Consider the following 12,405-nt stretch of genomic DNA (forward strand, 5'->3'; position numbering starts at 1 on the left):
GTCGAAACAGCGGTAATGGGTCCCACCTCCTTGGTCATGTCCCCGTGCGGGGATGCGAAAGACTACCTCAGGTCTCAGCCCCGCCTGGGCCGGTACTCGTTGCCGCCGTTGACGAAGCTGTTGTGGACCGCGTTCGACCGGTTCGCGGCGCGGATGTGGCGTATCTCCGCGCTGTGGTGCCGCTCGATCTCCTGGCCGTCGAAGTTGTCCGTACGCCGCCGCTGGCGCAGGCTCACCTTCACGATCAGGAACACGATGGTGCTCAGGAGCAGCCCGAACACAATGAGGACCGCGTGCATGGTGTGCCTCCCCGTTTCCCCCTGGTCCGCCCATTATCGGGCAGGGGGTGCCCTCAGCGGAACTCGTGAACCACCTGGATCTCGCCGACGATGTGCGCGTTGAAGTCATCCAACTCCTCTGCCGGGACCCAGAGTTCGAGGATCGTCCGGCCGCCCGCCTGCTGAACGGGATACCGGCGCAGGAACTCGGTCTCCACCTCGAAGCGGGTCACGTAACCGACGCCGCTGTGCTTGACGTTCCAGTCGCGGGCGATCCGAATCGCGTAGTCCTCGTTCATCACCGGGTAGAAGATCGGCTGCTCGGGAAGCCGTGGCGGCCAGGCCCGCCAGTTCAGCTCCCGTACGAGCGCCAACTCCTCGGGACCGGTGGGGCGCCACAGGGTGGTCGTGGCCTGCCGGCCGGTCACGAGGCCCCCTCCGCCTTCTCGCGCCGGATCGCCAGCACCTTCCGGGTCCACCGCGTGTCGGGGTCGTCCTCGCCCAGCACGCGCACCATGTCGGCCAGGACTTCTTCGTACGCGGCCAGGGCCCCGCCCCTGTCCCCGGCCTCCCAGATGTGGCCGGCGTGGTTGAAGCGCGTGAGGAGCACCTGCGGGTGTTCCGCGCCCAGGGCGTCCGTACGGGCGGCCAGCAACCGCGCGTGGACCTCCAGCGCACCGGCCGGGTCACCGAGTTCGCGCAGCCGATGAGCCTCGAACCGGAGGTCGACGGTCTCCGGCGCCTCCTGGCGCAACACCTGGTCCCGCACGTCGAGTTCCCGGTTCGCCCGGGCCACCCAGTCCCCCCGCCACCGCCTGCGCACCACCTCCGCAGCGCACCCGACGGCCAGCAGGGCAGCGGCCACCTTCCATCCCCGTGACATACGCGTCCTCCCGGCGCACCGACGTTTACGGTATCGACGGCCCACACGGGTGTCCGGGTTCCCGCAGCCCCGGTCCGCTCTGCTCGGCCGCCGCTACACCACGGGCGACGGCACGGCCTCGATGGCCTCGAAGATGTCGGCGTCGGTCTCCCTCTGCCACTCCGGCAACGCGTCCCAGTCGGCGACGTAACCGGGCTTCGGTTCCTCGAAGTGCCGGTACATCTGCGCCGTCCAGCACAGCGCGACGAACCGCCCCTTCTGCTCCCGCGAAAGCCGCGCCACGTGCCCGCCACTCACCTCGACGAACTGCCGCACCTGCGCGTACACGGCCCCGGCCGCGTCCCGCTCCCACTGCGGGGTCTCCTCCCACGGCGTGACGTACCCGGCCTTCGGCTCCCCGGGAAAGTGCCGCCGCACACCGGCGATCCAACTCTCCCGAAACAACCGCGCACCTTCGGTCTGCGACATGAAAACGCCCCTTCTCACTGTGTGTTGAGCACGCCGATCGCCGCCTCGAGCTCCGCCACACGTCGGTCGCCCCGCAAGGGGCCCAGCTCGTCGCACAGGGAACGGAGTCTACGGGCGACGTAGCCGGACCCCGAGGTGCGCGCCAAGCCAAGGGCTTCGGCTCCGTACGCGACCACCTGGTCGGGATCGCGCCGCTTCGCGCCGATGGCGGCCAGGTCCACGAGCACCGCCGCACGTCGCCGATAGGACGGTCCGGACGCCAGGGCAGTCTGCCCCAGCGCCTCCTGCAACGCCTGCTCCGCCAAGTCCAAACGGCCGAGTTGCACGTACCGCGAGCCCCGCTCCTCCACCAGGCGCGCGCCGTCGAACCTGAGCCAGCCGCCACTGATGTGGTCCCCCGGCAGGTCGCGTACGCGCTCGGCCTGATCCATCGCACGCTCGCACGCGTCCAGATCGCCGAGACCTGCGAACGCCTCCGCCTGAACCGAGGCGACCCAGTGGCGAGTCGAGAGCTGACTGTCGCCCCGCTCCGCCAGCCTCGCGGCGGCTCCGAGCATCTGCGCGGCCCGCTGATAGCGACACCCCGACATGTCGACGTACGCATGTCGAACGAGTGCGCACGCCCACAGGTCGTGCGCATCGGCGTCCTTGCTGACGGACGCCGCCAAAGTGTAGGAAGCTGCCGCATCGGCGTACCTGCTCCCATCGAACGCCACTTCACCGGCGAGCTGAAACAGGTCGGCAGCTGCGTTCAACAGGGGACGAGGGCTTCCACGATGGCCGGCGAGGGCATGGGTGAGAGTGGCCAGCTGGTCGCGGACAACCGGGTAAACAGACCCCTTGGAGCGGGCCAGTTGATAGACCTGCCAGAGATGGCCGTTCATGCGCGCGAAGTCCGCCGCCTCTCCCCTGCGTACGCCGTCGACAAGAGCCTCAGCCTCCTCCACCGGCAGGATGGTCAGAGCCCCGCTGATGGTCAGTATCCGTAGGAATTCACGGCGAATCATTTCGTCGGGGTCTCCCGCGTCGTGGGACTGTGCGGACTGGTGCCCAATCGCCTTCCCGCTCGCGACTTGTGGTGGTAGCAGGAGGGCATCGAGCTCGGGAAGGCTGACTTCCAGCGCTAACGCCAAGCGACGCCTCTGAGGTGGTTGGGGCTGGATCGCACCCCGCTCCCAGCGCCCGACCGTCGTACGGTCCACGGCCACCAGCTCAGCCAGTTTCTCCTGACTGTAGCCCAGCGTCCTGCGCCGCTCGGCCAGCCCCATGGCGCCTCCCTCACACCGACCCCGACCGGCACCGCGCCATGCCCGAATCTGCATCAAGGGTGCCGCATTGATGCCGTGGAGACCTGCGCCTTCGCGCGATTCCCTGGTTGTCGAACACGAGGGATACACGAAATCATCAAGGAGCTCGATCATGGCTGCGGGAAGAGATTCTTTGGCGAAGGGCAGCGATCCGCAGGTGGTCATGACCCTCCGGGTCTCCCGCGACTCCGGCCGGTCGTGGGGGCCAAGGACGGACGTAAGGGCGGACAGCGACCGGGTGGTGCCCATCGGCTCCGGCGTGTTCCCTCCGTGCATGTGCCCGCGCTGCACCACTAGCCCTACCCGAACGGCACTGTGATGCAGTGCACGCTCTGGCGCAGGCTGCCGCTGCCCCTTGCCGACGAGGCGCGCCGGATGACGGATTCGCGTTGCGTCGACACGGCCGTACGGTGCCAGCTGCCGCGCCACGCCGATGGCCCGCACTACGCACTCCTGGACGAGTCCGGGCCCGCCACGGCCCTGTGGCTCCGGTGGCACGACGCCGAAGTCGGGCTCAGCGTCCTCCCCGACTGCCCGTCCACCGCCCCCGGGCACGACGGCGACGCCTGCTGTCTGTTCGCCGGGCACGCCGGGCGGCACACGTGGAGCGAGGCCGACAATGAACGCCATGGGCCCTCTCCTGCACCTCGACCGCACGCTCGATGAGCTGGATCCCCCGCGCTGGCCGGATCCGCCCTCCGACACGACGCACCTGGTGCGGACGGTGCACGCGCTACGCCGCGTACCGCTGCGCGAACTGCGCCCGGCGGACCTGCGCGTGCTCGTATCCCAACAGGTGGCGCTGCCGTACGTCGTCCCACTCGCCGTGCGCCTGCTCCTGGAGGACCCGCTGCTCGACGCCTGCTTCTTTGAGGGCGACCTGATGCTGGCCACCGTGAATGCGCCCGCGACCGTCTGGGACCTGCTGCCGGAGCTCGCGGAACAGTTGCAGGCCGCCGTCTCGGCCGTGCCGGAGTCGGCGTACGCCGATCTCCCGCGCGGGGCGGCGGAGGAGGTCGGCCGCTTCGTCGCCGGGCGCCGACGGAGCGACCGGAAAAGTCCGGGCTACGGGGCATCGGGGGCAGGACGGCGGATGTGGCCCGTATCGATGACCTCCGACGTTCCGTCGCGGTAGTAGTCCGTGTGCCTGGTCGCGTAGGCGTCGTCGAACACCAGCACCACCAACGGGACCGAGGTGTCCTCGCGGCAGCAGCTGCACGACTTCACGAAGGAGAGGCGTAGCTTCTTGTAGACGGGGGCGCTCTCGATGTGGCGGGACTTCACATAGTTCTCCGCCGGGTCGGACGACTCCTCGGGAAGGCGATACGTCTCCTCCGTCGACGCCGTGGCCGTCGTCTCGGTCGTCCGGGCCTTCTTCACGATCCGGGTGACCGCCGCCTCGATGCGCGCGCCGACCTTCGTTTTCCTCGCGACGTCCGCCGCCAGGCTTCCCTTGGCGTTGTACTGCTGGGAGGTCTCCACGATGAACGTCTCCTTGACGGAGGTGCTGTACGTGTACTTCTTCTCCTGGCCCGCGTTGATCTGCTGGACCGTGACCCAGCTGCCCGGCAGCACATGCGCTTCGTCGAGGACCTGGACGCCGGACAGGTAGTACGTGACCCTGTCACCGAAGAGCAGGTACTTCCTCCGTTCGGAATGGAGGACTTCAGGGGCGCCGACGCGCCACTGGGCCGCCCGGTCCACCTCGTACTGGGTATGCCATTTGAGGACGACCTCGGACAGCCGCGCGATCTCGCCCTTGGCGAGGTAATCCGAGAACCCGAGAGTCAGTGCCCGACCGACCTCGTGCGAGCTCGCCTCTCCGGTGATCATGACGGCCTTGAGCGCGGGGTTCACCTCCTGAAGCTCGCCGTAGAGCTCGGTGCCGCTCTTGACCGGCATCCGCTGGTCCAACAGGACCACCCGGATCGGGTGTTCCTGCACGGCCGCGAGTGCGTCCTCCGGCTTGCTGCAGGCCAGTACGCGGAAGCCGGTCTGCACGGTGATCAGGTCGGCGAGCTGATCGGCCATGCTGCGCGAGTCATCGACCACCAGTACCGAGTACATCGCCGTCCTCCTCTCTCCGGAAAGGCAACGACACGGTGAACGTGACCTCGTCAGCGACCGCATCCATCGTGATCTCGCCGCCCGCGTAGCCCTCGACGAGGCCCTTGCTCACGGACAGGCCCACGCCCTGATGCCCGCTCTTGGTGGTGTATCCCCGGTCGAACACCTCGCCGCCCGGCGGTCCGCTCGCGCACATGTTGGAGATGGTGAAGGCGATGGCGTCCGGCCGTCTCGCGAAGTTCACCGCGATCCGTCCACGCTCCGGAGACGCGTCGACGGCGTTTTCCAGGAGCGGCAGAAGAGCGGCGACGACGAAATCGTTCGAATAGCCGACGAAGGACTCCGGAATGTCACCGACCTCTGCGCGGATGGGTTTACCGACCGCGTCCGAGTAGAAGTCGAGCGCCATGCTGAGCGCGTCGGCACCCGCGCCCGTGAAGGATTCCCCCACGCCCTTCTGGAGGGTTCCGTAGTTCCTGTACGCATTGATGAAGCACTTGCACAGCTCGACGCCCTCCCGGATGCGCCGGACAGCACGCTCCGCAGCCTCGCCCCCACCCGCCGGAAGGGACTCCATGGACAGCGCCGCCGCCTCGATCTGGGCCAGCGGGGTGCCGAGCGAGTGGGCGATCTCCTGTGTCAGCCTGGCCCGTTCGCCGCTCACGTCGGCCGAGCTCAGGTGGACGACGTCGGCTGTCACGTTGGTGACACGCTGCGTCCGGCGTTTCATGTCCTGCCACACCCGGAAGGCGATCTCATCGGGCAGGCGTTCAAGCAGCTCCGGGACCAATCGCTGAGACCTGGCCGCCTCCGACGCCTCGTACTCCTGCAGACGCAGGCTCTCCCGCATCGCCTCGATCGACCTGGCGAGTTCGTACGTCCTCTCGTTCGCCTGCCTGGACTGCCTGACGGCGAACCACAAGGCCAGCATCGCGACGGCACCCGCAGTCGCCCCTGACAAGAGTCCGGTGATGGTCTCGCTCATGGCCCCCCTCGGCAATGCGCCCAGAGTAGGCCGCACCTCCCGGCGCCGTCACCGCCCCGCCGAAACACAGCGGGGCCGTACCGCCTTCAACTCGCTCCGCGCCGGGACAGGTTTGCGGCAGGAGAAGTCGCAGCAAGGGGCGAGCGGTCAGTCGAGGATGACCGGATTCTGGCGGACTCCCCTTCTACGTCCGCCGATTCGGCGATCCGACTGCGGGCGGGGCGTCTCGGCCGAACCGGGCGCCCCGCCCGCGTGGTGCTCTCCACATCCCTGAGCCGCGCCTACAACACCGGCAGCAGCGCCTTCAGTTCGAAGGCGGTGACCTCGCTGCGGTACTCCTCCCACTCCCGCTTCTTGTTGCGCAGGAAGAAGTCGAAGACGTGCTCGCCCAGCGTCTCCGCGACCAGTTCGCTCTTCTCCATCAGGGAGATCGCCTCGCCCAGGTTCTGCGGGAGCGGTTCGATGCCCATCGCGCGGCGTTCCGAGTCGGAGAGGGCCCAGACGTCGTCGTCGGCGCCGGCCGGGAGTTCGTAGCCCTCCTCGATGCCCTTGAGGCCGGCGGCGAGGAGCACCGCGTACGTCAGGTACGGGTTGGCGCCGGAGTCGATGGAGCGGACCTCGACGCGGGCCGAGCCGGTCTTGCCGGGCTTGTACATCGGGACGCGGATCAGCGCGGAGCGGTTGTTGTGGCCCCAGCAGATGTACGAGGGGGCCTCGCCGCCGGCGCCGGCGGCGCGGGAGGAGCCGCCCCAGATGCGCTTGTAGGAGTTGACCCACTGGTTGGTGACCGCGGAGATCTCGGCGGCGTGGCGCAGGAGGCCCGCGATGAAGGAGCGGCCGACCTTGGACAGCTGGTACTCCGCGCCGGACTCGTAGAACGCGTTGCGGTCGCCCTCGAAGAGGGAGAGGTGGGTGTGCATGCCGGAGCCGGGGTACTCCGAGAACGGCTTCGGCATGAACGTCGCCTGCACGCCCTGCTCCAGCGCCACCTGCTTCATGACCAGGCGGAACGTCATGATGTTGTCGGCCGTCGACAGCGCGTCCGCGTACCGCAGGTCGATCTCCTGCTGGCCCGGCGCGCCCTCGTGATGGCTGAACTCGACCGAGATGCCCATGGATTCGAGCATCGTGATCGCCTGGCGGCGGAAGTCCATGCCGACGTTCTGCGGGGTGTGGTCGAAGTAGCCGGAGCTGTCGGCCGGGGTGGGCCGGGTGCCGTCGACCGGCTTGTCCTTCAGCAGGAAGAACTCGATCTCCGGGTGGGTGTAGAAGGTGAAGCCCAGGTCCGAGGTCTTGGCCAGGATGCGCTTGAGCACGAAACGCGGGTCCGCGAAGGACGGTGAGCCGTCCGGCATGAGGATGTCGCAGAACATCCGGGCCGTGCCCGGCGCCTCCGCGCGCCACGGCAGGATCTGGAACGTCCCCGGGTCCGGCTTGGCGATCATGTCCGACTCGTAGACGCGCGCGAAGCCCTCGATCGCGGAGCCGTCGAAGCCGATGCCCTCGTCAAAGGCCTGCTCCAGCTCGGCCGGGGCGACCGCCACGGACTTCAGGTACCCGAGGACATCGGTGAACCACAGCCGTACGAACCGGATGTCGCGCTCCTCAAGGGTCCTGAGGACGAATTCCTGCTGCTTGTCCATAGCCACATCCTTGCAGTTCAGACGGTCCGTGCTCCACCTCCCGGGGCTGGGGAGAGACTCCAGTATCACGACCCCGGATTTCACCCAGATTACGCACCCGACGTGACATGGAGCACTCGGCCACCCACTACGATCGGCGCCCGTGGTGTGCGCGGGCGGGAACCGCCCCGTCGCCCACCCCGAGCCGCCCGGTCCCCGTCCCCCTTCGCAGAAGGACCACACACGACATGAGCTACGACCGCAGGGCCCGAATAGAGCAGATGCGCAACGCCGACCGCGCGCGGGACCGCCGCAACCGGATCCTGATCGTGAGCCTCAGCGCCGTCGTCGTCGCGGGGCTCGTCGCCTTCGGTTCGTACACGATCCTCGACAAGTCGGACTCCGACGGCGCGGAGAGTTCGATGACCGCCGACGGGAAGGGCGGCACGCCCTCCGCCGGGGAGAAGGACGAGAACCTGGCCACCGGGCCGATCAAGGGCGAGAAGTCCTGGGACGCGAAGAAGCTCACCCGCAACCACGTGACCGACGCCGTCGACTACCCGATGAAGCCTCCGGTCGGCGGGGACCACAGCCCGGTCTGGATGAACTGCGACGGCGAGGTCTACAAGAAGGCGATCCCGGACGTGAACGCCGTGCACGCCCTGGAGCACGGCTCGGTCTGGGTGACGTACACCGACGACGCCCCCGCCGCCGACGTCCAGAAGCTCGCCGACCGGGTCTCCAGTACGCCGTACTCGCTCATGAGCCCCTACGAGGGCCAGGCCGGGGCGATCATGCTGAGCGCCTGGGGCAAGCAGGTCACCGTCGACGGCGCGGACGACCCGCGCGTGGCGCAGTTCTTCGCGCACTACGTGCAGGGGCCGCAGACGCCCGAGCCGGGCGCCGCCTGCACGGGCGGGCTCGACGGCTCCTGACCGGGGCCCGCCGGGCGGGGCGCCCGGAAAGTTCCCTCGTACCGTAAATACACCCGAATGGGCTATAGCGGTCGCATCCCCCGAACGGGCCCATGACGATGGGTTCGCTCGGGGATGTACGCACGGCTGCCCCTCGGTACGCAGGAGGAATCCCCCATGACCACCGCCAAGGACATCATGCACACCGGCGCCACCTGGATTCCGGCGCACGAGACGCTCGACCGCGCCGCCCAGATGATGCGCGAGCACCACGTCGGCGCGCTGCCCATCTCGGCCGACGGCGAGCAGGACCGGATGATCGGCATCCTCACGGACCGCGACATCGTCGTCGGCTGCGTCGCGGAGGGCCGGGACCCGTCCGAGGTCACCGCGGGCGACCTCGCCCAGGGCACGCCCCGCTGGATCGACGCGGACGCGGACGTGGGAGCGGTGCTGGAGGAGATGCAGAGTCATCAGATCCGCCGGCTCCCCGTCATCGAGAACAAGAAGCTCGTCGGCATGATCAGCGAGGCGGATCTGGCCCGACACCTGTCCGACGACCAGATCGCCGACTGGGCGGAACAGGTGTACTCGCGCACCGCCGCCGGCTGACCGGTCCCGCGCGTCGCCCTTTCGCACGGCCCGCCGGGACATCGCGTCAGTCAGACGATTAGAGTGGGGTGCGTGCCTCAACTACGCCTCGCACTGAATCAGATCGACTCGACCGTCGGCGACCTCGCCGGCAACACCGAGGCGATCGTCCACTGGACCCGGCACTCCGCCGAACAGGGCGCCCATTTCGTGGCGTTCCCCGAGATGGTGCTGACCGGCTACCCCGTCGAGGACCTGGCCCTGCGGTCGTCCTTCGTCGAGGCGTCGCGTGCGGCGCTGCGCGCGCTCGCCGCCCGCCTCGACGCGGAGGGCTTCGGGGAGATTCCGGTCCTCGTCGGATACCTCGACCGCTCGGAGTTCGCGGCGGAGCGCTACGGCCAGCCCGCCGGGTCCCCGCGCAACGCCGCAGCGGTGCTGCACCGCGGCGGGATCGCGCTGAACTTCGCCAAGCACCACCTGCCGAACTACGGCGTCTTCGACGAGTTCCGGTACTTCGTGCCGGGCGACTCGATGCCGGTCGTACGGGTGCACGGCGTCGACATCGCCCTCGCGATCTGCGAGGACCTGTGGCAGGACGGCGGCCGCGTCCCGGCCGCGCGCGCCGCCGGGGCCGGGCTGCTGCTGTCGGTCAACGCCTCGCCGTACGAGCGGGACAAGGACGACACCCGGCTGGAGCTGGTCCGCAAGCGGGCCCGTGAGGCCGGCTGCACGACCGCCTACCTCGCGATGATCGGCGGCCAGGACGAGCTGGTCTTCGACGGTGACTCGATCGTGGTCGACCGGGAGGGCGAGGTCATCGCCCGCGCCCCGCAGTTCGCCGAGGGCAGCGTGATCCTGGACCTGGAGCTGCCCGCCGCCCCGGCCGAGGCGCCGTCCGGCGTGGTCGCCGACGGACTGCGGATCGACCACGTGGTCCTCTCCGAGGAGCCGCTGCCGCCGTACGAGGCGGAGCTGGCCGGGGGTTACGCGGACCGGCTGGACGACGACGAGGAGCTGTACACGGCCCTCGTGGTCGGCCTGCGGGCCTACGCCGCGAAGAACGGCTTCAACAGCGTGCTCATCGGGCTCTCCGGCGGCATCGACTCGGCGCTGGTCGCCGCGATCGCCTGCGACGCGCTGGGCGCGCAGCAGGTGTACGGGGTCTCGATGCCGTCCAAGTACTCCTCGGACCACTCCAAGGGCGACGCGGCCGAGCTGGCGCGGCGCACCGGGCTCAACTTCCGGACCGTGCCGATCGAGCCGATGTTCGACGCGTACATGGGTTCGCTGGGGCTCACCGGGCTCGCCGAGGAGAACCTCCAGTCGCGGCTGCGCGGCACGATGCTGATGGCCATCTCCAACCAGGAGGGCCAGATCGTGCTGGCCCCCGGCAACAAGTCGGAGCTGGCCGTCGGGTACTCCACGCTGTACGGGGACTCCGTCGGCGCGTACGGGCCGATCAAGGACGTGTACAAGACCTCGGTGTTCCGGCTGGCGAAGTGGCGCAACCGGGCCGCCGAGGAGCGCGGGCAGACCCCGCCGATCCCGGAGGCGTCCATCACGAAGCCGCCGAGCGCCGAGCTGCGGCCGGGCCAGGTGGACACGGACTCGCTGCCGGACTACGACGTGCTCGACCGCATCCTCGAGCTGTACGTGGACCGGGACCAGGGGATCGAAGCGATCGTCGCGGCCGGGTTCGACCGGGCGCTGGTGGCGAAGACGCTGCGGATGGTGGATACGGCGGAGTACAAGCGGCGGCAGTACCCGCCGGGGACGAAGATCTCGCCGAAGGGGTTCGGGAAGGACCGGCGGCTGCCGATCACGAACCGCTGGCGCGAGGCGGGCTGACGCCCGCGGTTTTCCCGATGCGCGAGCCCGTCCGGGGCTGAGGGCTTGTCCTCAAGCGCCGGACGGGCTTGGATTTGGCCGGGCTCCGCCGGTCAGGTGCAGTCCGTTGTGGTCGGCGTTCTGTCCTCCAGCGCCGGACGGGCCGGGTTGCGCGCCGCGTGGACTCGTACGCGGCTCGCCACCACCTTCGACGTGCCGCCCTCCCGGTCCAGGGCGCCCGCCGTGATCGCGATCGCCAGGCCCGCCAGGGCCAGTACCGCGCCCACCAGCGCCGGGGACGTCCAGCCCCAGCCGGCCGCGATCGCCGCGCCGCCCAGCCACGCGCCGCCCGCGTTGGCGAGGTTGAAGGCGGAGTGGTTGGAGGCGGAGGCGAGGGTGGGGGCGTCCTTGGCCTTGTTCATGACCAGCATCTGGAGCGGCGTCGTCGTCATGAAGCCCACCGCGCCCAGCAGCACCACCATCAGCAGGGCCGCCCACTTCACCTGGGCCGCCAGCGGGAAGACCGCCAGGACGACGGCGAGGGCGCCCAGTGAGCCGTACAGGGTCGGGCGCAGGGCCCGGTCCGTGAGCGGGCCCGCCGCCAGCGCGCCCAGGGTCATGCCGATGCCGAAGAGCGCCAGCACCGGCGTCACCGCGGACTCGCCGAAGCCCATGGCCTTCGTGGTCATCGCCGACAGGTAGGAGTAGACGGCGAACACGCCGGCGAAGCCGAAGACGGCGGTGAGGAGTCCGATCAGGACCTGCCGGTTGCCGAGCGCCCGCAGCTCGCGGCGCACGTTCTGCCGGGCCTCGACGGGGATCTGCGGGACGAGCCGGGCGAGGGCCGCCATCGCGCAGACGCCGATGGCCGCGACGACCAGGAACGTGGCCCGCCAGCCGAGGTGCTGGCCGAGCAGGGTCGCGGCCGGCACGCCGACGATGTTGGCGACCGTCAGTCCGAGGAACATCGTCGCGACGGCCCGCGCCCGGCGCCCCTCGGGCACGAGCCGGGAGGCGACGACGGCCCCGACGCCGAAGAACGCGCCGTGCGGCAGACCGGCCAGGAGGCGGCCCGCGATCAGCCAGCCGAAGCCGGGGGCGAGCGCGGAGGCGAGGTTGCCGACGGTGAAGAGGGCCATCAGGAGCAGGAGCATCCGCTTGCGCGGGACGCGGGAGCCGAGGGCGGTGAGCAGCGGGGCGCCGATCACCACACCGATCGCGTACGCCGACACGAGGTAGCCGGCGGTGGGGACGGAGGTGCCGAGGTCGTCGGCGACGTCGGGCAGCAGGCCCATCATCACGAACTCGGTGGTGCCGATGCCGAAGGCGCTCACGGCCAGCGCGAGCAGGGCCAGGGGCATGAGGAGAGACCTTTCCGCTTCAGGGCCCCCCGCCGCAGCCCGGCGGGACCCGGTCGGGGTCTGCGGACACGCGGAGGGAGCAGGAGGGGACGTGGTCGTACG

13 protein-coding genes are annotated in these 12,405 nt (G+C 69.7%); 4 read left to right on the top strand and 9 right to left on the bottom strand.

Translation table 11 applies throughout. The annotated features are described in order from the left end of the window. Positions 1–74: 74 nt before the first annotated feature. The 5 genes from AB0L33_RS09985 to AB0L33_RS10005 form a co-directional block, all read right to left on the bottom strand. Positions 75–299 carry a hypothetical protein gene (locus AB0L33_RS09985; RefSeq protein WP_365679504.1) on the bottom strand — a complete coding sequence of 75 codons (225 nt, stop codon included), beginning with the start codon at positions 297–299 and terminating at the stop codon, positions 75–77. Between the two features lie 53 nt (positions 300–352). Beyond that, on the bottom strand, positions 353–706 hold the full coding sequence (locus AB0L33_RS09990; RefSeq protein ID WP_365679506.1) for a hypothetical protein: 354 nt from the start codon (positions 704–706) through the stop codon (positions 353–355). Beyond that, entirely contained in the window at positions 703–1,143 is a 441-nt protein-coding gene (locus AB0L33_RS09995) for a tetratricopeptide repeat protein (protein WP_365679508.1), read from the bottom strand. Before AB0L33_RS09995 ends, AB0L33_RS09990 begins: the two co-directional genes overlap by 4 nt. Positions 1,144–1,254: 111 nt before the next feature. Continuing rightward, positions 1,255–1,629 carry a hypothetical protein gene (locus AB0L33_RS10000; RefSeq protein ID WP_365679510.1) on the bottom strand — a complete coding sequence of 125 codons (375 nt, stop codon included), beginning with the start codon at positions 1,627–1,629 and terminating at the stop codon, positions 1,255–1,257. 14 nt (positions 1,630–1,643) lie between these two features. Beyond that, positions 1,644–2,897, bottom strand: a complete 1,254-nt coding sequence (locus tag AB0L33_RS10005; RefSeq protein ID WP_365679512.1) for a helix-turn-helix transcriptional regulator — start codon at positions 2,895–2,897, stop codon at positions 1,644–1,646. 667 nt (positions 2,898–3,564) lie between these two features. Here AB0L33_RS10005 and AB0L33_RS10010 point away from each other — a divergent pair. Then, positions 3,565–4,071, top strand: coding sequence for a contact-dependent growth inhibition system immunity protein (locus AB0L33_RS10010; protein WP_365679514.1), 507 nt, complete (start codon positions 3,565–3,567; stop codon positions 4,069–4,071). On the opposite strand, the gene AB0L33_RS10015 is transcribed toward AB0L33_RS10010, so the two are convergent. The 3 genes from AB0L33_RS10015 to glnA form a co-directional block, all read right to left on the bottom strand. Beyond that, on the bottom strand, positions 4,002–5,003 hold the full coding sequence (locus tag AB0L33_RS10015) for a response regulator (RefSeq protein WP_365679516.1): 1,002 nt from the start codon (positions 5,001–5,003) through the stop codon (positions 4,002–4,004). The two genes, AB0L33_RS10010 and AB0L33_RS10015, sit on opposite strands and share 70 nt — an antisense overlap. Further along, positions 4,978–5,988 (bottom strand): HAMP domain-containing sensor histidine kinase, encoded by a 1,011-nt coding sequence (locus AB0L33_RS10020; protein WP_365679518.1) that lies wholly within the window; start codon positions 5,986–5,988, stop codon positions 4,978–4,980. Before AB0L33_RS10020 ends, AB0L33_RS10015 begins: the two co-directional genes overlap by 26 nt. A gap of 281 nt (positions 5,989–6,269) precedes the next feature. After that, on the bottom strand, positions 6,270–7,631 hold the full coding sequence (gene glnA / locus AB0L33_RS10025) for a type I glutamate--ammonia ligase (protein WP_365679520.1): 1,362 nt from the start codon (positions 7,629–7,631) through the stop codon (positions 6,270–6,272). Between the two features lie 227 nt (positions 7,632–7,858). On the opposite strand from glnA, the gene AB0L33_RS10030 reads away from it, so the two are divergent. The 3 genes from AB0L33_RS10030 to AB0L33_RS10040 all read left to right on the top strand — a co-directional run bounded on the left by AB0L33_RS10030 (position 7,859) and on the right by AB0L33_RS10040 (position 10,963). Beyond that, on the top strand, positions 7,859–8,545 hold the full coding sequence (locus AB0L33_RS10030) for a DUF3105 domain-containing protein (protein WP_365679522.1): 687 nt from the start codon (positions 7,859–7,861) through the stop codon (positions 8,543–8,545). A gap of 156 nt (positions 8,546–8,701) precedes the next feature. Continuing rightward, positions 8,702–9,136 carry a CBS domain-containing protein gene (locus AB0L33_RS10035; protein WP_365679524.1) on the top strand — a complete coding sequence of 145 codons (435 nt, stop codon included), beginning with the start codon at positions 8,702–8,704 and terminating at the stop codon, positions 9,134–9,136. 72 nt (positions 9,137–9,208) lie between these two features. Beyond that, entirely contained in the window at positions 9,209–10,963 is a 1,755-nt protein-coding gene (locus AB0L33_RS10040) for an NAD+ synthase (protein ID WP_365679526.1), read from the top strand. A 92-nt stretch (positions 10,964–11,055) separates the two neighbouring features. Here the strand turns inward: AB0L33_RS10040 and AB0L33_RS10045 are convergent, their stop codons facing one another. Then, entirely contained in the window at positions 11,056–12,303 is a 1,248-nt protein-coding gene (locus AB0L33_RS10045) for an MFS transporter (protein ID WP_365679528.1), read from the bottom strand. Between the last annotated feature and the right edge of the window lie 102 nt (positions 12,304–12,405).

The sequence above is a fragment of the Streptomyces sp. NPDC052299 genome, assembly GCF_040679335.1.
GTDB lineage: Bacteria > Actinomycetota > Actinomycetes > Streptomycetales > Streptomycetaceae > Streptomyces.

What these genes read in the sequence shown, in the direction of transcription:
- AB0L33_RS10000 (WP_365679510.1), bottom strand. Translation starts at nt 1,629, where the DNA reads ATGTCGCAGACCGAAGGTGCGCGGTTGTTTCGGGAGAGTTGGATCGCC.
- AB0L33_RS09985 (WP_365679504.1), bottom strand. Translation starts at nt 299, where the DNA reads ATGCACGCGGTCCTCATTGTGTTCGGGCTGCTCCTGAGCACCATCGTG.
- AB0L33_RS10015 (WP_365679516.1), bottom strand. Translation starts at nt 5,003, where the DNA reads ATGTACTCGGTACTGGTGGTCGATGACTCGCGCAGCATGGCCGATCAG.
- AB0L33_RS10045 (WP_365679528.1), bottom strand. Translation starts at nt 12,303, where the DNA reads ATGCCCCTGGCCCTGCTCGCGCTGGCCGTGAGCGCCTTCGGCATCGGC.
- AB0L33_RS10010 (WP_365679514.1), top strand. Translation starts at nt 3,565, where the DNA reads ATGGGCCCTCTCCTGCACCTCGACCGCACGCTCGATGAGCTGGATCCC.
- AB0L33_RS10005 (WP_365679512.1), bottom strand. Translation starts at nt 2,897, where the DNA reads ATGGGGCTGGCCGAGCGGCGCAGGACGCTGGGCTACAGTCAGGAGAAA.
- AB0L33_RS10030 (WP_365679522.1), top strand. Translation starts at nt 7,859, where the DNA reads ATGAGCTACGACCGCAGGGCCCGAATAGAGCAGATGCGCAACGCCGAC.
- AB0L33_RS10020 (WP_365679518.1), bottom strand. Translation starts at nt 5,988, where the DNA reads ATGAGCGAGACCATCACCGGACTCTTGTCAGGGGCGACTGCGGGTGCC.
- AB0L33_RS10035 (WP_365679524.1), top strand. Translation starts at nt 8,702, where the DNA reads ATGACCACCGCCAAGGACATCATGCACACCGGCGCCACCTGGATTCCG.
- glnA (WP_365679520.1), bottom strand. Translation starts at nt 7,631, where the DNA reads ATGGACAAGCAGCAGGAATTCGTCCTCAGGACCCTTGAGGAGCGCGAC.